At 68.2% G+C, this 19,724-nt stretch carries 22 protein-coding genes; 10 read left to right on the top strand and 12 right to left on the bottom strand.

Annotated elements, in window-relative coordinates; translation table 11 throughout:
- Window positions 1-93 precede the first annotated feature (93 nt).
- Entirely contained in the window at window positions 94-1,806 is a 1,713-nt protein-coding gene (locus QQ657_RS09295) for a ribonucleotide reductase barrel domain-containing protein (RefSeq protein WP_284741705.1), read from the top strand.
- Window positions 1,807-1,814: 8 nt separating this feature from the next.
- Window positions 1,815-2,285 (top strand): NUDIX hydrolase, encoded by a 471-nt coding sequence (locus QQ657_RS09290; RefSeq protein ID WP_284741704.1) that lies wholly within the window; start codon window positions 1,815-1,817, stop codon window positions 2,283-2,285.
- A gap of 136 nt (window positions 2,286-2,421) precedes the next feature.
- Here QQ657_RS09290 and QQ657_RS09285 read toward each other — a convergent pair whose 3' ends face one another.
- From QQ657_RS09285 to QQ657_RS09265, 5 genes are all read right to left on the bottom strand, one after another.
- Entirely contained in the window at window positions 2,422-3,537 is a 1,116-nt protein-coding gene (locus tag QQ657_RS09285) for an FAD-dependent oxidoreductase (RefSeq protein ID WP_284741703.1), read from the bottom strand.
- The gene (locus tag QQ657_RS09280) at window positions 3,534-4,691 is read right to left on the bottom strand and encodes an MAB_1171c family putative transporter (RefSeq protein ID WP_284741702.1); all 1,158 of its coding nucleotides are present in this window, start codon (window positions 4,689-4,691) and stop codon (window positions 3,534-3,536) included. The genes QQ657_RS09285 and QQ657_RS09280 overlap by 4 nt, the downstream gene beginning before the upstream one ends.
- Window positions 4,688-5,113: a hypothetical protein gene (locus QQ657_RS09275; protein ID WP_284741701.1), complete on the bottom strand. Its 426-nt coding sequence runs from the start codon at window positions 5,111-5,113 to the stop codon at window positions 4,688-4,690. Before QQ657_RS09275 ends, QQ657_RS09280 begins: the two co-directional genes overlap by 4 nt.
- A gap of 153 nt (window positions 5,114-5,266) precedes the next feature.
- Complete coding sequence (locus QQ657_RS09270; protein WP_284741700.1) at window positions 5,267-5,815, bottom strand: hypothetical protein; 549 nt, start codon at window positions 5,813-5,815, stop codon at window positions 5,267-5,269.
- Between the two features lie 2 nt (window positions 5,816-5,817).
- Complete coding sequence (locus tag QQ657_RS09265; RefSeq protein WP_284741699.1) at window positions 5,818-6,297, bottom strand: XRE family transcriptional regulator; 480 nt, start codon at window positions 6,295-6,297, stop codon at window positions 5,818-5,820.
- 279 nt (window positions 6,298-6,576) lie between these two features.
- Here QQ657_RS09265 and QQ657_RS09260 point away from each other — a divergent pair, with 279 nt between their 5' ends.
- From QQ657_RS09260 to QQ657_RS09250, 3 genes are all read left to right on the top strand, one after another.
- The gene (locus QQ657_RS09260) at window positions 6,577-6,834 is read left to right on the top strand and encodes a hypothetical protein (RefSeq protein WP_284741698.1); all 258 of its coding nucleotides are present in this window, start codon (window positions 6,577-6,579) and stop codon (window positions 6,832-6,834) included.
- Between the two features lie 170 nt (window positions 6,835-7,004).
- A complete protein-coding gene (locus QQ657_RS09255) occupies window positions 7,005-7,694 on the top strand; it encodes a hypothetical protein (RefSeq protein WP_284741697.1) in 690 nt (229 codons plus the stop codon).
- An 80-nt stretch (window positions 7,695-7,774) separates the two neighbouring features.
- Window positions 7,775-8,197: a hypothetical protein gene (locus tag QQ657_RS09250; protein ID WP_284741696.1), complete on the top strand. Its 423-nt coding sequence runs from the start codon at window positions 7,775-7,777 to the stop codon at window positions 8,195-8,197.
- Window positions 8,198-8,206: 9 nt separating this feature from the next.
- On the opposite strand, the gene QQ657_RS09245 is transcribed toward QQ657_RS09250, so the two are convergent.
- From QQ657_RS09245 to QQ657_RS09235, 3 genes are all read right to left on the bottom strand, one after another.
- Window positions 8,207-8,827, bottom strand: coding sequence for a hypothetical protein (locus tag QQ657_RS09245; RefSeq protein ID WP_284741695.1), 621 nt, complete (start codon window positions 8,825-8,827; stop codon window positions 8,207-8,209).
- On the bottom strand, window positions 8,824-9,675 hold the full coding sequence (locus QQ657_RS09240) for a DUF6283 family protein (RefSeq protein WP_284741694.1): 852 nt from the start codon (window positions 9,673-9,675) through the stop codon (window positions 8,824-8,826). The genes QQ657_RS09245 and QQ657_RS09240 overlap by 4 nt, the downstream gene beginning before the upstream one ends.
- A gap of 98 nt (window positions 9,676-9,773) precedes the next feature.
- Window positions 9,774-10,781, bottom strand: a complete 1,008-nt coding sequence (locus QQ657_RS09235; RefSeq protein ID WP_284741693.1) for an endonuclease/exonuclease/phosphatase family protein — start codon at window positions 10,779-10,781, stop codon at window positions 9,774-9,776.
- Window positions 10,782-10,923: 142 nt separating this feature from the next.
- Here QQ657_RS09235 and QQ657_RS09230 point away from each other — a divergent pair, with 142 nt between their 5' ends.
- Together QQ657_RS09230 and QQ657_RS09225 are read left to right on the top strand one after the other, a co-directional pair.
- Entirely contained in the window at window positions 10,924-11,196 is a 273-nt protein-coding gene (locus QQ657_RS09230) for a hypothetical protein (protein ID WP_284741692.1), read from the top strand.
- 327 nt (window positions 11,197-11,523) lie between these two features.
- The gene (locus QQ657_RS09225; protein WP_284741691.1) at window positions 11,524-11,679 is read left to right on the top strand and encodes a hypothetical protein; all 156 of its coding nucleotides are present in this window, start codon (window positions 11,524-11,526) and stop codon (window positions 11,677-11,679) included.
- A 642-nt stretch (window positions 11,680-12,321) separates the two neighbouring features.
- Here QQ657_RS09225 and QQ657_RS09220 read toward each other — a convergent pair.
- The gene (locus QQ657_RS09220; RefSeq protein WP_284741690.1) at window positions 12,322-13,155 is read right to left on the bottom strand and encodes a hypothetical protein; all 834 of its coding nucleotides are present in this window, start codon (window positions 13,153-13,155) and stop codon (window positions 12,322-12,324) included.
- A 131-nt stretch (window positions 13,156-13,286) separates the two neighbouring features.
- Between QQ657_RS09220 and fxlM the strand changes: the two genes are divergently transcribed.
- The 3 genes from fxlM (at window position 13,287) to QQ657_RS09205 (ending at window position 16,435) form a co-directional block, all read left to right on the top strand.
- The gene (fxlM, locus tag QQ657_RS09215) at window positions 13,287-14,531 is read left to right on the top strand and encodes a methyltransferase, FxLD system (RefSeq protein ID WP_284741689.1); all 1,245 of its coding nucleotides are present in this window, start codon (window positions 13,287-13,289) and stop codon (window positions 14,529-14,531) included.
- A gap of 85 nt (window positions 14,532-14,616) precedes the next feature.
- A complete protein-coding gene (locus QQ657_RS09210; protein ID WP_284741688.1) occupies window positions 14,617-15,828 on the top strand; it encodes a M20 family metallopeptidase in 1,212 nt (403 codons plus the stop codon).
- 82 nt (window positions 15,829-15,910) lie between these two features.
- The gene (locus QQ657_RS09205) at window positions 15,911-16,435 is read left to right on the top strand and encodes an NUDIX domain-containing protein (protein WP_284741687.1); all 525 of its coding nucleotides are present in this window, start codon (window positions 15,911-15,913) and stop codon (window positions 16,433-16,435) included.
- A gap of 218 nt (window positions 16,436-16,653) precedes the next feature.
- Here QQ657_RS09205 and QQ657_RS09200 read toward each other — a convergent pair whose 3' ends face one another.
- The 3 genes from QQ657_RS09200 to QQ657_RS09190 all read right to left on the bottom strand — a co-directional run bounded on the left by QQ657_RS09200 (window position 16,654) and on the right by QQ657_RS09190 (window position 19,442).
- Window positions 16,654-17,613: an endonuclease/exonuclease/phosphatase family protein gene (locus tag QQ657_RS09200; RefSeq protein WP_284741686.1), complete on the bottom strand. Its 960-nt coding sequence runs from the start codon at window positions 17,611-17,613 to the stop codon at window positions 16,654-16,656.
- Complete coding sequence (locus QQ657_RS09195) at window positions 17,610-18,353, bottom strand: sigma-70 family RNA polymerase sigma factor (protein ID WP_284741685.1); 744 nt, start codon at window positions 18,351-18,353, stop codon at window positions 17,610-17,612. Before QQ657_RS09195 ends, QQ657_RS09200 begins: the two co-directional genes overlap by 4 nt.
- Window positions 18,354-18,593: 240 nt before the next feature.
- Window positions 18,594-19,442: an SAM-dependent methyltransferase gene (locus QQ657_RS09190; RefSeq protein ID WP_284741684.1), complete on the bottom strand. Its 849-nt coding sequence runs from the start codon at window positions 19,440-19,442 to the stop codon at window positions 18,594-18,596.
- Between the last annotated feature and the right edge of the window lie 282 nt (window positions 19,443-19,724).

Here is a 19,724-nt window from a genome sequence, read left to right as displayed (position 1 = left end):
GCGCGGGGGCCGCGCAGCCCTCTGCCCGCCGGTGACCAGCGGCGGTTGTGTGGCAAGGGCCTGATGATCCGCACCCGAGGAGGGCCTTCCGTCATGTACCAGTCGACGTTTCCCACCAGCCCGCAGCTGGAGGCATACCTGCGGTCCGGCCGGATGATCTCCGAGCACGAGACCGCACAGGACATGGTCACCCGCATCGTCGCCGCACTCGAGCACGCCGACGCCCGGTTCGACCCGACCGGCGCCGAGGCCTTCGGCGAGCGGCTCGGCTGGGCGTGCGACACCGAACGGATCGTGTTCTCGACCCCGATCATGACCAACGCCGGACGGTATTTCGACCGGCCGCTGGCCGCGTGCGCGGTGCCGCCGGTGGACCTGCGCGGCGACCTCGCCAGCGTCAAGACGATCGTGGACGGCTACCACCGGGCCGGGATGGGCACCGGGTTCGCCCTCGACGAGCTCGACGACCCGGTCCGGGTGCTGCGCTACCTCAACGACATCGCCGTCACCGGCGCCGCGTCCGGTCTTGAGGATCGGCCGGTCGGGAACATGGCCATCCTGTCCCTGAACCACCCTGCCACCGAGGAGTTCATCGGCTGCAAGCTCGGCGCGGACGCCCGCGGCGAGGCGTGGAAGTTCAACATCTCGCTGCACGTCACCGACGCGCAGATGCGAGCCGCGCTCGGCGGCGCCGGTCGCGAACGGGACCTGCTGATCGCCGCGGCCGAAGCCGCGCACGCCTGCGCGGATCCGGGGCTGCTGTTCGCCGACCGGATGAACGAAGCCAACCCCACGCCCGAGGTCGGCGCCTATGTGTCCACCGCGCCGTGCGCGGAGGTCGGCCTGGTCGCCGGGGAGACCTGCCAGTTCGGCTATCTCAACCTCGGCCGCTTCCACACCTGCGACGCCACCGTCCCGGTTGACCTCGGCGCTCTCGCCGACACCACCCGCACGCTGGTGCGGGCACTGGACGACGCGATCGAAGCGAGTTTGGCGCACTACCCGTCGCCGCTGTCGGCGCAAGTTATGGCCGCCAAACGCAAGATCGGCGTCGGCGTGTGCGGCCTGGCAGACCTGCTGCTCGCCGCCGGGCTCCCGTACGACAGCGTCGAAGGCCGGCAGCTGGCGCAGGAGGTGCTGGCGCTGGTCAACTACACCTCCAAGCTCGCCTCCGTCGAGCTCGCCCGCACCCGCGGCGGCTGCCCGGCCGTGGCCGGCGGCCGGTCCCGCTACGCCGACCCCGCGTTCCTGCGCCGCTTCGCCGACCTCGAGGTGGACAGCGTGACCCGCGGCGACTGGGCCGCCCTCGCCAACGAAATCGCCGCTACCGGACTGCTGCGCAACTCCTCCACGATCGCGGTTCCGCCGACCGGGCGTTCCGCCCCGGTCGTGCGCGCCTCGACCGGGATCGAGCCGCTGTTCCGGCTCTCCGACGATCTGCCCGGCCACCAGCGGGCCGGGGTCGTCGCGGCACTGAAGGCGGCCGGACGCACCGACGTGCTCAGCTTCGCGTCCACCCACGGGCGGCTCCCGGCCGATCCGACGCTGCCCGAGCGGCTGCGGGCCGTGCTGGCGACCGCGACACAGATCAGCCCGGCCGGGCACCTCGCGATGGCCGCGGCGGTGCAGGCCTGCGTCGACGAAGCGGTGTCCAAGACCGTGAACCTGCCCGCCTCGGCGACCTCGATCGAGGTGTACGACACCTACGCCACCGCGTTCGAGCTCGGCTGCAAGGGCATTACCGTGTACGTCGACGGATCACGCGACGTCCAGCCGCAAGCCCTCGCCACCGCGACCGCCCGCTGAGGAGACCAATGGCCGCCCCGCAATATGTGTTCGACACCAAGCACGACCGCTACCCCCTTGCCGTGCACGTCTTCCTTGTCCAGCAGGGAAAAATCCTGCTCATGCGGCGCGCTGGAAGCGGCTACGCGGACGGACAGCTCGGACTTCCGGCTGGCCACGTCGATCTCGGCGAGACCCCGACCGCGTGCGCGGTGCGCGAAGTCGCCGAAGAGCTCGGCATCACGCTGGACCCGGGCGAGCTTCGGGCGGGTGGGACGATGTTCCGCAACTCCCAGGAACCGCGGGTGGACATCTTCTTCACCACCCGATCGTGGGACGGCACCCCGGAGATCCGCGAGCCGCACAAGTGCATCGAACTGGTCTGGGCCGACCCGGAGCAGCTGCCCGAGGACGCGCTCGAGTTCATCGGGCCCGCGTGGAACGACGCGCAAAACGGGCGCGTGTTGCGGGAATTCGGCTTCACTCCGGTCCCGGCGTAAGGAAGCCCGCCAGGGCCTGAGTCCGACGTGGGCGGGGCCCAACTGGTGGCTCAGAGCGAGTTGCGCGTCTTGCCGTCGAGGTGAGTGCTCGTGCCCAGGGACCTCGATGCAGGCATGCGTGGACGCGAGCACATGCCTACCGGATCTGGCGAGACCAGTCGATGTGGTGGTGATAGGACCAGTTCGGGCTCTCCGTCGTCGTCAGTCTTCCTGTGGCGAAGCCGATGATCTTCTCGACCCGGTCGCGCCGCAGCTGTTCGAAACGGGCCAAGGCGAGTGGGAGCTCGAGGTCGCGGAGGCACTGGCCGAGGACCGCGGCGTCTTCGAGGGCTATCGCGCCGCCTTGCTCTGTGGCCGGGGGCGCGGCGTGGGCGGCGTCGCCGATGACGACGAGCCGATCGGTGTGCCATCGGGGCAGGTGGTGCAACGCTTTGTCGTCCGCTGCGCGGATGCTGCTCGCCGCGGCGATGATTCCGGCGGCCGGGGCGTCGGCGTCGGGCCAGAGCGCGAGCAACTGGTCGCGCCACTCGTCGGTGCTGGGGCCGGGTTCTGGGAGCTGGTCGGGTGTTTTCAGGTTGGTGAACCAGTACTGCTCGCCGGTGACGGGGTCGTCGATGTGCGCGAGCAGCCGTCCCTCGCCGCGGTAGGCGCGCAGCTGAGCGGGAGCGGGCGGGACGTCTGCCGGGGTTTTCGGGGTGTAGCCGTAGACGGTGCGGGAGCCGCAGTACTCCGGCGCCGGGGCCTCGTCGTCGATAGCGGCGCGGATGACCGATCGAGTCCCGTCGGCACCGATCAGCACGTCACCGTCGACGCGACCGCCGTCGGCGAGCAGCGCCGCTACGCCGTCATCGGCTCCTGTCGCTCCGGTGACGCGAACAGCGTGCCGAACGCTGGCTCCGCGCCGCACGGCCTCGGCGCGCAGAGCCTGCTCGAGGTTCGTCCAGGTGACGAAGCGGGCTCCGAGTCCCCGCTCGGGCACCGGGTCGGATAGCGGGCGGTTGACGAGAAGGGTTCCGTCCGGTCCGTAGGCCTCGACGTGCGTCATGGGGAAGGACACGTTCATGACGGGATCGAGGACGTCGAGTGCGGCCAGTGCGTCGAGGCCGTTCGGGTTCAGGCGCATGAACGATCCCAGGCCGTCTTCGGCGTGCCGCTGCTCGAGGACGGTGACGTCGATGCCGGCCTTGCGCAGTGCGATCGCGGCGGCGTGGCCTGCGATTCCACCGCCGGCCACGATGGCGTGACGAATCATCGATCCCCCTTCGGCGCGGTGCGCGCCATAGCGTCGGACAGGGCAAGCAGCGCGTCGACCTCTGCCCGGGTGCCGCCCTGGTCTGGCAGGGCGAGCGGCGAAACGGTTTCGTTGCGGGGTTCCTCGCCGCGGCTGCGGCGGGCCAGTGCGTCGCGCAGGCGTTCGGCGAGGGCGGTGGGGTCGGTCGGGGGGTTGTCCCCGAGGTAGGGCGAGATCTTCACGAGGGCGTCGCGGATCTCGATGATCCGGCGGTAGCGGCGCCGGTTGATCCCGAAGGGGCTGACTCGGCTCCACCCGGTGTCGGCCACGCGGTGAGCGGAGGGCGTCTGGTCGGTTTGAGGCGCGTGGGCGGCGCTGGGCACGCGGCTGAGGGCGAGTTCGGGGTAGGCGGCGTAGAGGGCGTCCGACAGCGGAGCCAGCCGGCGGTAGTCGCGGCCGTGCTGGTACCAGGCCCGCACGGCGGCCGCGCGCATCATCGTGGCCGGGTAGAGCAGACCGATCACGAAGATCAGGCCGCCGATGAGCGGTAGCAGTCCCAGCACGCCGGACACCGAGGCGGGCAGGGTGAAGACCTTCAGCCACCGGAGCAGGAAGAGAACCACCTGGACCAGGCATGCGGCTGAGATGAGGGCGGCGCCGATTCCGGCGATGTAGAGGCCGTGGCGCAGGCGGGGCGCCGCGGCCTGGGCGTAGCGGCGGGTGAGCATGACCACGACGACGAACATCGTGGTGCCGGCGTAGGTGAAGGACGTGAGGTAGATCGGGTAGGTGTGGTTCGGTGCCGGGCCAGGTGGCGCGGTAAGTGCGAGGACCGTGCCGAGGGTAAGGGCGGCGAGCAGGAAGGCCGTGTGGGTGAGCAGACGTGGCTTCACCCGGGTGTTGCTCGCCAGGATGTAGAACACGGCGATGCCGAACACCATCAGGAACGGGTTGAACACCCGTCCCAGCCAGAACATCTGCGTGCTCGGGGTGATCGAGGGCTGGCTGGTGCGGCCGCCGGCGTAGGTGGTGATGAACCATCCGATGAGGCCCGCGGCCAGGGTGCCGACCACCGCCCACAGCGGGAGATCGCGCGGCCGCCGGGCCACCTGCGACCCTTTCCACAGCAGGCCGCCGGCCAGCAAGATGAACTGCACCGTGAACACGACTGTCATATCCCCCACCCCACTACGTCGCCCAGTGCCGCGAACCGCTGGTCACCTGGCTCTATACCGATGCTTTCCTGCAGCGTGCGCCACACCAGAATGATCGTGGCGACGGTTTCCGCGTCCCGCTCGTGCGCCTGGTCGTACCGTCCCGTGCGCAGGGCGCGGTGGACGGCGTCCATGTCGAGCTCGGGTTCAGCCCGACCGGCGGAGCCGGTCCACCGCTCGGGCGCGACGATCGCGGTCTGCTCGGCGCGAGCGGCGTCCTCGGCCGAGGCCCCGAGATCGCGGGCGAGGATGTGCGCCAGCTCGTGCAGGACGATGTGGTCCTGGTGCACCGAGCTGGTGGACTGCTGGAAGAGGATGTAGTCGGTTCGTGCGCCACTGAGCCAGGCGCCGAACGGACCACCAGCAGGAATGTCGCAGGCCACGCGCCGGATGGCACGTCCGCGATGCTCGGCGACACGCTCACAGAGCTGTCCCACGTCGAGGGGAGGTCGGATATCCAACCCGCGCAGCAGACGCCGGCATGCTCGTGGCAGGTTCGGTGTGCCTGTCATCCTCGACCCCCAGGTGCGACCTGATCACAGCCACCCGAGCCGGTCGCCGAGGGCGGTGTCCATCCCCCGAGCCCATCCCTGGGATGACCGCGAGGCCGTGGCATCGAGCATGGAAGCCCAGTCCAGGATGATCGTGGCCACCGTCTCGGCCTCGTGCTCCTGCTCCGAGTCGTATTCGCTGCGGCGGCTGGCCAGGCGCACGGCATCGAGCGGGATGTCGGGGTAGGCCGCCCGCAGTCCGGCTTCGTCGGCGTCAGAGGAGAACTCGGCGACCAACGAATCGTCGTGCTCGGTGCCAGGGTGACCTGCGAGGATGTGGCCGAGTTCGTGCAGGATGATGTGGTCTTGATGCAGCCGGCTCGTGTTCTTCTGGTAGAAGATGTACTCCGCCCGCGGGCTGGTGATCCACGCGCCGAACGGTCCGGGTTCGGGAATCGCGTGAGCGACCAGCTCGATCGGCTTGCCCCGGACCTCGCCCAGACGGCGGCAGAGTTCGGCGACATCCAGCGGTGGCTGGACGTCCAGGCTCCGCAGCAGGTCGCGATACCGACGCCGCAGTTGTCGTTCGCTCATGGTCAGCCCATTGTGCGGTGTTGTGGATCTTCTGGCGAGGTCTGCGCTGAGCCTTCTTGCTCGCGCCGGTCGAGTTCGTATACCACGGACAGCATTTCCAGCGCCTGCTTGCGGCGGGCGGGAGATAGTTCGCCGGCTCGCATCGCCAGCAGTCGGATCTCGGGATCGGTGGCAGGCTGACCGGGTTCGGAGCTGGCTTCCGCGATCTTGGCGTCGATCGCCGCCGCGACGTCGTCGTCGAAGAAGTAGTCACCGGGCACGCCGAAGTACCAGGCCAGACCGGCCAGGTGCCGCATGGTCGGGTTGTCCTTGACGCCGTTGCGCAGCTGCCACATGTAGCTGTTGGAGAACGACTTCACGATCCCGCTCTTGACGATCGCGTCGGCCACCTGGTCGTTGGACCATTCCTTGCCGTCGGGCCGCGGGTGGGTTGCGTACAGCTGGTTCAGCTTGGCGGCCAGGGTCCTTTTGGGCTTGTTCACCTGTCAGGGCCTCCCCGTCCACTGTGTCGTCGCGTCCCGGGTCGCACCCTAGGCCACCCGAGAACTCTCACGCTAGTTAAGAAAGATCATCACGCTGGTTGAAAGTTTTCCTCACATGAGTTTAAGGTGTGAGTCGTCCAGCTTCAACTGTCGTGATGGAGACCGACGCTCACCTTGGCATATGCCGAAGCGCGACTATGACCCAGTCCGCACTGACACGTGCCGGTACTCGTCGCGCAGGGGACAGAAGGTTCCTCGAGGCGAAGGAGAGCACACGTCGTGATCCGACTCAGCGACGTCCCACGCCGCGCCGATGTCCCGGACAGCAGCGACCCCACCGCCTGCACCTCGCGCGCCGCCCACGTGCACGATCGAGGCGCGAACACGCGGCTGCCGCCGGAGCAGGACGTGGCAGATCAAATCCCCTACCTTTGGCGACCCGGGCCAGCGCAGGGCGCCGCGGTGCTGATGGTGGCCGCGATGGTGGCCGCCATGGTCGCGCTGGGCCTGCTGGCCTACTCCGGAACGCTCCGGTGAACAGGTCCATCCCCCGCGATCAGCCGGTCACCCCGGCGCCGACGAGAGAAATGGCGGGGCTCGGCCAGTGCCCCCGCATCAGTCAACACGAACTGATTCCGGCGAGGTGCTGACACCAGCCAGGGAATCCATGCACAAGGGCAAGCACGTGATCTTGGGAGGGAAGGTCCATGCGGTCTCGAGAAGCAGAGGCATCACGAAGGGTCCGTTCGCCGGCCGCGGCAACACCGCGGAAGCTGCGGGAGCGGTGCGAGTCCGCGGTACGGAGGCTGCCGATTCCGGCGCCGTTCACGTTGGAGGGGTTTCTCGAGCAGGTCGGTGACCACAGTGGCCGCCGGATCGAGTTGCTGCCGGCGATCCTGGGTGCCACGGCGCCGTGCGGGATGCTGGTGGGTACCGATGATGTCGACTACATCTGCTTCGCGGCCAACACGTCTCCGTTGCACCGCCGTCATATCGTGCTGCACGAGGTCGGGCATTTGTGGTTGGCGCACAAGGGAACCACGGTCGCGCTCGACGCCGCATCGAGCGTCGCGGCGGACGTGTCATCGACCGACCCGACGGCCGACGCGGCGGTCGATCTCGACGACTCCGCGCTGGCCGCGCTGAAAACCCTGCTGCCCGACCTGCCCGAAGCCGTGATCAAACGGATCATGGGCCGCACCGTCTTCGACAAACGCGAAGAACGCGAAGCTGAACTGTTCGCCCTGCTCGCCGGACCTGTCATCACCCGCGCCGGCCAGATCCCTGTTCAACCCACCGACAACGCCCTCGATCGCATCCGAGAAGTCTTCGACGCCCCGGAACATCAGCTCTGGTCCGGCTGGCGTGTTCCAGAAGCATGCGCAGACGCGACCTGACGCACCGGGAGGCGAATTCCGGCGATCGTCGTTCAGGACGTAACCGGTGGAACGGGTGCGCGGATCGCTACGCTCGGGCAGTGCAGGCGAGCCCCTCGACGACCACCGTGTCCCAGCCCGGTCTCGTCCTCGTGAGCGTGGTGGTTCTGGGGTCGGCGATCGGCGCTACCGCCATCATCGGTCCCGGCTACGTCTACACCGGCCTTCCCGCGGCGGTGATGTATCTGTTCCCCATCCTCTTGAACATCGCCGTCGTCAAGGAAATCCGGGAGCGGACCCGTTCATCCAACGTGTGGGTGCGCCGCGTCGCCCGGCGGGAACACCTCGGTTATGCCCTCCTCCTGGCGGTCTCAGCCACGCTCGCGACGCACCTTCGCCTGGGGCACTTGGATGTGACCGCAATGGTCTTGGCCGGCACGGTCAGCGGGGCCGGACCGCTGGTCCTGACCCTGGTGCTCCTGCGGAAGGGCCAGCCGGCTCCCGCCGAGCGACGCGGCGATTGATCGTCCGGATCAACCGAGCGGATCCTCAGTGACGCGGGCGCGCTGCAGCGCTCCGAGGAGGTCTCGTAGTTCCACGGCTGTGGCCAGGTCAACGCCGGTGCGATCGCGCAGCAGGGACAGCCCCCGCGCACCGCCGATCGGCGGCGTGTCGAATGCATCGACCGGAACAGGCAATCCGTCCTCGGTCCTGCCAACGCGAATGGCCGAGACATGCCGGATAACCCGGCCTCGATGCGGAAATAGCCAGAATCTCTCAGCCAGAAGCACATCGAGGTCGGCTTCGTCGACGGGTAAGGCGCGGACAAACCCACCGATCTCGCCAACGTGGTTGATGATCACATCCCGTCCGCCCTCGCGGTCGAGGACAAGCTCGGCGCCGTCGGGATGCTGTTCGTTGATCCGCTCCAGCTCGGCATAGAGAGCCTTGAGCTCTTTGCCTGCACCGAATCTGAAATCGCGGCGATACCGCACCAACAGCCACGCGACCAAGCCGAGTGTCAAAGCCAGACAGATCACCGAAACGACATCCGGCTCGGTCACCACCAGGTCGATCGCAATACCCAGCGCGGCAAAGGCGCAAACATGCATAAGGATCTCTTTGGCCGCGAGCCGATGGCGCAACCGGATCATCGAGACACGCCCTTGGCGCCTGGCTCGTGCTTCAACGATTGAACGTCGGCCGCCATTGGGAGCCGAACGTGGGCAGGCACTGCCGATGTTGCTGCTTCAATGACCAGTCGACCAACGGCGAGTAGGTGCTGTCGCTGCCGTGGCCGCATCTTCCGCCAGGTGGCCGATGGCAGCGAGAACGCGGCCTGAACGACCACGGCGGCCAAGTCGGTCCTGGTCACGTCTCCGGCGTCGATGACCGCGAGGGCGCGCAAGGATCCGGCGCGATAGTCCCGTCGCGCCGCGGCCGTGGCAGCTGACCAGGGGCGGGCCTTGTCGTGCCAGTCCCACACGGCCTGGGCGACCGGCTCCCAACGAGTGTCCTCACCGTCAGGGCCGAGCATGACGCTACTGGGGCCCGCTGCGGGTGCGGTCTGGTGACGGACGACGTCTTCCCAGGTCTCGTGCAGCGGGGGCCAGTTGTCGCCGGCTTCCAGGGCGCTCTCGGGGAGTCGGCCTGTGGGGACGGCGAGCCGCACGCCGATGTGGTCGGAGCCGAACTGCACCAGCCACCCCGCGCAGGACAGGTCGTCGTTGGTGCCCGGTTCTCCCTTGTGGCAGCCGAACATCGGGTCGCCGGGAAACGGCTGCTTGCCGGTCTCCGGGTCGCGCACCGTGCTACTCAGCGCCGTCCACCGCTCGGCGGGGAACTTCGCCTTGGGGTTGTCGCAGTTGTCGGCGCGGATCGGGCACGGGCCGCAGGGAAATTCCCGGTGCGGCATCGGGCGCCGTCCGGCGGACGGTGCTGCGTCACACCGGTCAGCGTCAGCTTCGATGGTCACGTCGGCTCCGGAAAAGGTCGTCAGCATGCCCGGCTCAGTGTTCCAGGTCCCGCCGTCGCACACGCCCGCGGTGGCGCTGGCCCAGAGCGCAGACCGGGCGGCAGCGCGCTCGGGCCGGCGCCTGGTCATAGTTGCCGGGACAGGGCCGTCGTGTCGTAGGTGGCGACGATCCCCAGGTGGTCGCTAAGAGTCCATGGGTCCGCCGTGACTTCGCCGAGTTCGTCCGCGGCGGACAGCGGACGGTCGATGACCTCGTAGCCGGTCACGGCGTCCGCGGCCGCGGACGTGGCCCAGATCTGATCGAGACGGGCGTCAGGGTGGTCACCGCCGCTCCAATGCCCGACAGTGGGCATCCAGGGTGCGTCGATCAAGGCCGCGGCGTCACGCAGGCCGGTGTGCTCCAGGTGCCCGGTGGGCCGGCGGTCGGTCGTCCAGGAGAGAGTCCTGGTCTCATCCGAGCTGACGTGGCAGTAGCTGGCGAGGCTGGGATGCCAGTTGTCCTCCCCGGCGGGATAGTCCGGGTCGTACAGCGGCCACCGCTCACCGGCGCCGTCAGGGGTGCGACGGCGGACGCGGGCAGCCGAGACGGAGTTGAAGTCCCCGGCCACGAACCCGAGACGCCGCGTGCCGCGGGTCATCGCCACCAGCACCCGCTCGCCCTCGTCGGCCCGGTGCTCGCGCCCAAAGGGCCTCAGGTGCACGCTGGCGTGCGTGACCGGCTCGGACGCACCGACGTCGAGGTCCAGCATCGCCATCGCGTGCCAGAAGCTGCTCCCCGCGATCGAATACCAGTTCCCGGCTGGGCGGATCCCGTCTGCCCACAGCAGCGCGCTGTGGAAGCCCTGGTTGCCGATCGCGACCGCCGGCGCGCCCGGTGCGTGCTCGTAGCGCAGACCGGTGCCTTCGGCGAGCAGGCTCAGCCGGTGGCCCGCGAGCCGCGCCGTGTCCTCCCGGGTATTGCCCTCGGCGATCAGTTCCTGCACCGCGAGCACGTCCACCCGCATCGCCCGGATCAGCTTGCACTGCTGCTCAAACCGGCCGATGGCAACCTCGCCATTATCCTCGAGGAGATTCATCATGTTGTAGCTGGCGAAGCGGATGCCCCTGGCCGGGCGTGCGGAACTCGACGTCATTTCACCGATCGTGCCAGCCGGTCGCGGGAAGCCCCGTGTCGTTGCAAGGCCACGCCGCAGATCAGCAGCGCGACACTCGGAAAGAAGGGGTAAATCCGCAGGTCAGAGAACTTCGGAGGTCGTCCTCCTACTTTCCCTTGCGATGGCCGCGGACGATCGCGGCCCGGAAGGAAATGAGGACACGATGGCAGCAACCGAACACCCGCCGGTCGAGATCACCATCAAGCTGATCGGCACAGTGCCGACTGACCTGATCATCGATCTCGCCAACACCGGCTGGTTCCTCGCCAAGACCGCGACCAGCGGCCGCAACTTCGACTTCGAGACCCACGTGCGGGGCACCGGCTCCCGCATCACGCGCACCGAACTCAATGCCGCCGCCGAGCGCTGCGCCGTCGACATTCGCTGGGAATAGGGAAGAGACTGCCGTGGGCCGCCGCAGCCGTGGCGGTCCACAGCAATCCCTGCGATCGACCCGCACGCGCTCTCTGGCTTGCCCTGTATCCGACGCCGCGATTGCGACAGCGTCCTGCCGATGGTCGGGCACGCGGTCTCCAGCTCGAGGCTCGGCGGGACTACCTGCCAGCGGAATGGTGATGGCGGCACAGCTGGCCAGGGAAGGTGTGCGGTGGAGATTCGACTTGGTGAGGCCGGCGGGGTCGGCAAGACGTCCATGTCGATGCCGTTTCCCTAGCACCGCAAGGACTTGCTGCAGGGGCGGACGGCCAGCATCTCCACCCTGGTGACACTCCTGGCCGACCGATTGCCCGGACTCGAGCCGTTGCTCATCGACACCAGCGACGTTCCCGCCGACTGTCCCGTCCGCGGTGAGAATGTCGAAGCACTGGAGTCCCTGTTCGCCCGGAACGACGGGTCACTCAGCGGCTACGCGCTCTGACACCGGCGCCGACGGCTCCTTAACGGACTCGATCGCGAGCTCGGCGAGTAAGACCGGGCCGTGGCGCGGCGGGCTACGTCCTGGGCGCGCGAAGTTCGGGGTTCACCCTGTCGTCGGCGGGCGGCCCGGCGGCAGACGCCGGGACAGGCTCCCCTGCCGGATCGGAGCGGTGAACACGGTCCTCGGCGGCGCCGGCATGTCGTCATCGGGAAGATCGAGCTCGTCGGCGCCGTCCTGCCAGCGGACCCAGTGCGGGCCGCACAAGCCCAGGTGAAGGGGTGTGTCGTAGCAGGCTTTGCGACGACACAGGTCACCTTGATTACTGATTGTCACGATGCGCGTCCCCCTTCAAACCCGCTCACGAACGACATTACCTGACTTTGATCATCGATCAAGCAAAATCGTGACAGACGGTAACAGTTCCGTGAGTGTCATGCGCGGCTTTCGCACCCGGTCGCGGCGAGCCCAGCACGGTGACATCTCATGCCGACCATGCCCCCGACCCCCGCGCTTTTTTTCACGACCGCAGACGATCTGGATGCACCCCACGGCCCCACGGCCCCAAGAGCGCCATGCGGTATAGGTCGTTATACATCGAGCTGAAGCGGGACTGAGTTCGGCCGATACCAGGCGAGTGTCGCGTCAGACCCGCGCGAATACTTCGTCGCCGGCGACAGTGAGGCCGCTCGTGGTGAAGCCGCCGGGGACGCAGACCTCCGCGGCGAGCACCGCGGTGTGCGCGGCGAAGGTGTGTGCGGCGAGCGTCGCGCCGCCCGGCCCGGCAACCAAGGTCTCGAGCGCCGACTGGACGTCGCCCTCGCGCAGGCCGTCGATCGCCGCGGCCGCGGCGATCTCCTCGTGCGGAGGCAACGTCGCGGCAAGCAGGGACAGTACTTTCGCCCGCGCCTCGGCGCGCGGGGCGAGGGCGGCCTCGGTGGTGCGGGCGTGGGCCGCGACGAACGCGGTGAACCTGATGACTTCGACCAGCACCTCATCGGTTGCTCGAGCAGCGTGAATCTGCGCGACGGCCTCGCAAACCTGGTCAGGTCGCGCATCGGCGTAGCTGGCGATCAGGTCGAACGCCAGCTCGGCCAGCCGGACCTGCTTCGCGTCGTCGGCTGTGTCGGCTGCCACTGCCCCTGGAACGGGAGCGGCCGCAGCGATCTCGACGCCGTGGCGGCTGGTGACGAGGTCGGCGATGTGTTCATGTCGCTGTCGTTGTTCGTCGACCAGCCGTGCGTAGTCCTCGATGCCAGAGGCGTGCGGGTGGTCGCGTTCCCAGCGCACCCGCCTCCTCTGGTTCCGGTCCAGCTCCGTGGTGTGCGGACCGTAGAGGCGGACGATCTCTTGCAACTGAGCAGCGGGAAGGCTGCCGGGCTCGGCAGTCTTCAGCAGCGCTTCCATCTCGGTCGCCTCGTCGACGCTGGTCGCGAGGAATTCCAGCAACCCCGGCATGAAGCCGATGGTTTCCTTCACCGGTCGCCATCCACCTGCACTCATGCGGCACAGCATCGCAGCGTCGACGTTTCCACGAACGAGCGATACCGGCGGGCGCGCGGGACTCGCGGGTGCCGTTTCTGTCGTACCGGTCTGCCAGGGTTGGCCGGGTGAGCACAGACCTCGACATCTCTTCCGTCGCGCTGCGGCGAGCCATGGTCGCCGGGATCAAGGACGCGGGTTACCCGCTGAGCCGTGATGTCGAACAGGCTCTCCTGGCCGTCGAGCGCCATGCGTTCGTACCTGGCGCATCGCTGGCCGAGGCGTACGCCGCAGCCATCGTGGTGACCAAGCGCGGCCCCGGCGGTGAGGTCCTGAGCTGCCTGTCCGCGCCGTCGATCGTGGCGTTGCAACTGCAGCAGCTGGATGTCCGCCCGGGTCACCGTGTTCTCGAGATCGGCGCGGGCACCGGCTACAACGCGGCCCTGCTCGGGCATCTGGTCGGGCCGGGTGGGCACGTCACCACGATCGATGTCGATGCCGACATCGTCGACGACGCGCGGCGGCGGCTCGCGGCCGCCGAAGTCGGCAACGTCGAGGTCGTGCTCGGTGACGGGGCGCTCGGGTATCCCGACGGCGTTCAGTTCGACCGGATCGTGGCCACGGTCGGCGCCTGGGACATCCCGCAGAGCTGGCTGTCCCAGCTCGCCCCGGGTGGGCGGCTGGTCGTGCCGCTGCGGATCCGCGGAAGCATTACCCGCTCGATCGCCTTCGAGCGCGGCGAGGACAGCGGCTGGCGCAGCGCGGATCACCAGCTGTGCGGGTTCGTTCCGCTGCGCGACGGCGCTGCCGACGATCCGCGTCGAACGATCTCCTTGACCGCGGACGAGACGGTCACGCTCCAGCTCCACCAGGAGCACACTGTCGATCCTGCCCGGCTGGCCGAGATATTCGATCAGCCGCGGACGGCGGCGTGGACGGGCGTGACGTTTGGCCCGATGGCGTCGGTCGAGTGGCTCTACCTGTGGCTTTCCTGCACCGAAACCAGCGGGCTGTGCCGCCTGGCTACCGACGCCGCGGCTGTCGAGTCCGGCGTGATCGCCCCGATGTTCAACTGGGGCGCGATGGCCGTGGCAGCCGACGATGCGCTCGCCTACCTGACGTGGCGAGCAGCCGAGGGTGCCCGCGATCGACGGGAACTGGCGGAGGTCGGCATCATCGGCCACGGACCTGGCGCAAGCATGCTCGTCGACCGAATCGCTGAACGCATCTCGTTGTGGGACAGGCACTTCCGGCACCGCGCTGTCACGATCGAGATTCCCGACGACGGAGCCGGCTTCTCAGAGCCTGCAAGGGGCCGGTTCTTCCTCGACAGGCCCCTCAATTCTGTTGCAGTCAGGTGGATGGAGGCGTAACGCACGTTCGCGGCGACGCAGACCGTGCGAGGCTAGACGCTCAAGACGACGCCCGGCTGCGCGTGGGTGAAGGGAGGTGCCGGTCGTGAACGCGATCGACCAGGCCGGTGGGCACGATGTGCTGGCCGCGGCCGCCGAGGATCACGAGTCGGTCGTCACCCTGACCCGCGAGCTGGTCGCCATCCCCAGTCGAGGCGGCATCGACCCCTACGAGCCGGTGCTCAACCAGCTGAGCACCTGGCTGGAACAGCGCAACCTGTCCGCCACGGTGCTCAAGGACAAGACCGGCGCCACCGTCGGCCTGACCTGCGAGATCCGCGGAGCGCATCCTGGACCCCGCTGGGTGCTCGACGCCTGTCTGGACACCGCACCCTTCGGTGACGAGGCCGCCTGGACTCACCCGCCGACCTCCGCGGCCATCGCCGACGGCTGGCTCAATGGACGCGGCAGCGCCGACTCCAAGTCCGGTGCCGCGATCTTCTGCCACATCGGTGCCCGGCTCACCACCATGACCGACAAGCTCCACGGCAGCCTCGTCCTGCTGTTCGACGTCGACGAGCACACCGGGGCGTTCGGTGGCGCGAAACGCTACTTCGAGGGTCCCGGCGCTCCCGACGACGTGGCCGGCGTGATGATCGGCTACCCCGGCATGGACAAACTCGTCGTCGGCGGCCGCGGCGTGCACCGCGTAAAACTGCACGTGCACGGCGTGGCCTCCCACTCCGGCGGTAGCAAAGCCACTGCCAGCGCCATCGAGAAGGCCGCCAACTTGGTCCGAGTCCTCTCCGCCGCAGAACTCTCTGACAGCGCCAGCTCCGAATTCCCGATGGCCGGCAAGCTCACCGTGACCGCGATCGAGGGCGGCCAGGGCTACTCGGTCACGCCGGGCCTGTGCACCCTCAACGTCGACGTCCGCACCACCCGGACCTTCGACGACGAAGACGCCGCCCGCCTGCTCAAACACATAGTCGCCCAAGTCGACGTCGCCTGGCCCGGAACCCAACCGACCCTCAGCCAGGTCGACACCCGCTGGCCCGCGTTCGCCCTCGCCGAAGACTCCCGCCTGCGTACCGCCATCCTCGACGCCGCCATGACGGTCGGCGTTGAGGTCGAGCCCAAAATCGCCGGTCCGTCCAACATCGGCAACTATCTCGCTGGCCTCAACATCCCGGCCACCGCAGGCTTCGGTGTCGGCTACGTCGGCCTGCACGGCACCGACGAACGCATCCGTCTGGACACCATCCCCACTATTCAAGCCATTTACCACGCCGCTGTACTCACGCTCTTGGGCAGGTAACTGGTGAAGGTCAAATTCAGGGGGAGGCCACGTCCGCATCAGCATTAGACGTTCGCTCGCTAGGAGGTGGACCTCCCGACGCATGTCCTCGGGCCAGTCTTCACCGGTCGCCTCGAACGACTACTACTCGTCGCGCCCGCAGCACCTCGCCAGCGGCGGTGTCATCTTCCGGGACGAGGCAGAACGAGTGCTGTTGGTGCGCCCCACCTACCTCGATGCCAAATACCGAGGCAAGGAAAAGTGGGAGCTTCCTGGTGGCGGCGCGGAGCAGGGCGAATTTCCGATTGATACTGCTCGCCGCGAAATCAAGGAAGAGCTTGGCCTCGACGTCATTCCCGGGCGTCTGCTGGTCGTGGACTGCGTTCCGAGCATCGGCGGCCGGCGCCCGCTGATCAACTTTCTATTCGATGGCGGAACGCTGACACCCGAACAAGAAAGGGCGATCGAACTTAAGGATGGCGAGTTGTCCGAGTGGGACTACTCCAACCGCGATGACTACGTCGCCCGCCTCGACGACCACATGAGTCGGCGTATCGATGCTTGTGTGGTGGCGCTGCGCACCGGAACCACGGGATATCTCCATCACGGCTACCCGGTCGGGCACTAGCTTCCGCGGCCTCAAGGCTTCCTGCTCATTTCACGGTGGCAATTGAGGATGCCAAGGCTGGCTTAGCCAATTCGGCAACGGCGTCGTCGACGATGCCAGAAGGCAGCCGTGCGACAGCGCGCGTCCGCAGTCGGTCGATGGAGAACGGGCTGCTTGAGTCTCATGTGAGTGGACCGCGCGCTAGGCGCAGCCTTGCCGCAGACGAGGGTCGGCTCCGGTCAGCCTTCTGTCCTGATGTTGTCGAGAATCGGGTGTCCGAGTCGCGTGCGTGTGGCGGGCGCGAGTGCCGCCGGGTTGACCTGCAGGACGACAGGATCGTGGTCGGTGCACTCCCCGACCGTTTCGGCTGCGAGGACGTGGAGTCCACTGACCGCGGTGTCCGGGAAGTCGCGGTTGGCGTACCAGCGGTCGAGCCGCCGCGGCGGCTGGTTGTCGGTCGGGTGCCGCCCGGTGGTCGGTGCCCAGTCGATGTTGTGAATGCGGGCGCAGTCACGGAACCGGCCGTGCCGCTCAAGTCGCACGGCGGCGTGCCGGTCGGGCTTGTCCTCGTGGTCGAAGTGAAAGGCGTGGTCCGGGTGCCATGGCACGTCGTCGGTGTACGGGTTGGGGTCGTATTCCTCGGATGCGCCGAGGGCGTTCCAGTCGCCGCCGATCAGCCCGGGGATGCGATCGAGGCGGTTCATCGCGCGCATCACCTGGCCCGCGTCGTGCCAGCCGCCACTGAGGCCCGGATCGTAATGCGATAGGTGAGCGGAACCCACGCGCAGTACCGGTCCGCCGAGGTCGAACACGGCGGTGACCATCGAGTGCCACATGCCGTCGGGGCTGCGTCCGTATCGGGCCACGGTGCCGGGGACGACGTCGATGTCCTTGCGCCACAGTAGCGCTGTGTGGTGCCGGTCCCCTCCGAGAGCCAGCACCGGCTCGTCCGCGACGGCGCACTGCCGGTCGATCGCGTCGGCGAGCTGGTGCAGGGACCGCGCTGCGGCCTCGTGCTCCTCCGGTGCGCCGGGGGCGCACGGTGGTGCGCCGGCCATGACTTCCTGAACGGCGAGCACGTCGGCGTCGATCGTGCGAAGCATTTGCTCAACTTCGGCGAATCGCTGCCGCTCCTGAGGGCCAGGGCTGCCGCCGTACTTGAGAAGGTTGGCGGTGACGAGTGTGATGATGGTGTTCACTCCTTGTCGTGTCCGTGGAACACGGCTTCGCGAAGGGTTCGGATCGCCCGGTGCTGCGTCACGCGAACGGTGGCGTCGCTGCAGTCGAGAAGCGCTCCGGTTTTCCGTGCTGAGAGTCCGTGGTGGAAGCGCAGGATGATCACGTCACGCTGTCGTTGCGGCAGTGCGGTCAGCAATGTGGCGAGGGCGATTTCGTTTCCACGGCGCAGGAAGTGCTCTTCCGGTGTCGCCGCTGCGTCGACCAGTTCGGGCACGGTGGCTACCGCCTGGGTGCGATCGCGACCGGCCACGCGGAAGGCATCGGCGATCTTGTGCCGGGCGATGCCGTACACGAACGGCATGAACGAGTTCTGGTGGTTTGTGTAGCCCGGCAGCGCCTTGAGGACTGCGGTCGCGATCTCCTGCGCCACGTCGTCCGCGGTTGCCATACTGAGCAATCCCCTGCCCAGCCTGCTTCGGCAGAACGTAACGATGACCGGCTGCAACATCGCGAACAGTTCCTCAACGGCCGGGCATCGGGTAGTGCCGGCGTGAGAGCGAAGCTCCTGCTGGGCACGGGTCACGAGATCGTCAAGCCGTGACAGATCGACGTTCGCGGCTGCGGTGCCGCACCTCCCCGCGTGCGAATGGCTCGACTGCCGCGGACAGGCCCTGTCCAGCGTCCCAATGTTCGACGACGCTTCGCCGCCGTGAGCCGCCGGGAGTCGAACAGACTGCCGTGCTGGGCTGGGCTGGATCATCAGGTACGCACGTGCCGGGGACGCAGACGCTGGTTGCCCAGCGTATGTCGGCGAAGGAAGCCCAGGGACGGTCTCGACGACGGGACTGCTCCGCTTCTCGAACCACAGTGGACATTCGAGTGAGCCTCGGCGTGAAGGCGGCTTCTGTGGCGCAGCATAGGTAATCGTGCCGTGAGGCCTCCGCCAGCGCTCGGTCGGAGCGAGGCCGCGGGCGTCGGTGGTCGCATGTCGATCATCGGGTCACTCGCAAACTGCGTGTTCTTGACTGGTGGGCTCGGTGTCTGGATTCGTGGTGTCGTCTCGGTCGTTGCGGATCAGGCCCGTGACAAGAGCGTCGGCGGTCGAGGTGTGTGAACGGTCGGCCGGGAGCAGGGGATGCAGGGCCGGCAGCGTGGCGTGAACGTCGGCGCCGGTCGACACTGCGATCGGGACGCCGGCGTAGCGGAACAGTCCACGCGCGACAGCCATGCGATCACGGGTGTACGGGTCATCTGGCGTGACCAGCTGGGCCAGGGCGAGAACACTGCTGGCCGGCGCCGCGGCGAGACAGCGAGCGATGTCGCGCAGCAGCAGGGTGTCTTCACGCAGGATCGAGGTTGCCAGGATGCCGATCGGCACTTGCGCATCGAGGCCCGCGGCCGCGACCGGGTCCCGGAGGAAGTCGTGGGGTGCTGCGGGGCTCAAGATCTGGACGGCGGGGTTGGGCTCCGGGTCGCCGCGTGAATTCTCCGTGGTGCGCACGGCCGCGGTGAGCGGATCGAGTTCGACGATCACGCAGTGCGTGATCACGCCTTCGGCGGCCGCGAGGGCCGGGACGGTGCTGGCGATGGGCAGCCCGCCGGTGCCGAGCAGCACGAACTGCCGGATGCCTTCATCGAGCATCGCGACAGCGGCGTCGCGGTGGAAGTTCGCGGCGGCGAGCACCAGCGCCGGAAGCAGTGGGAACGCCAGCTCCGCTACCTCGGCGAACTCGCGATCGACGGCGGTGTTGCAGCTGCCGCCGAGCCACAGATCGGCCAGCGCGTCTCGGCGCGGAATCTCGACGTCGATGATCGGCCGCTCGTTCCCGACGCTGGGTTGGGGTGTCATCGTGGTGTCCTGGTGGTGATGCCGGTGGTGTTCGCGGGCCGGTCCCGGCCCGGAGGATGGACCCGTGCACGTCGGGCCGGGACCGGCGTTCTCGGCCGCCATCGGGTGAATGCGGACCGCTGTGCTGGAGCCGCTGCCAGGGCGAGGCGGGTCACCCGCAGCGGCGTTGGCTCGCCGGCGGGGCTGTGCCACGGCGGCAGGCGGGACGATGCCGCGTCGTGATGGTCAGTGGCGGGAAATTCGAGGGCGCAGTTGCTGCGAGTGCCCGAATCACCCCTGCGC

The organism is Amycolatopsis ponsaeliensis, assembly GCF_030182635.1.
In the GTDB taxonomy this organism is placed as follows: domain Bacteria; phylum Actinomycetota; class Actinomycetes; order Mycobacteriales; family Pseudonocardiaceae; genus Amycolatopsis; species Amycolatopsis ponsaeliensis.
Note: the sequence above shows the minus strand (reverse complement) of the source record. Positions and strands in the feature narration are given on the sequence as shown.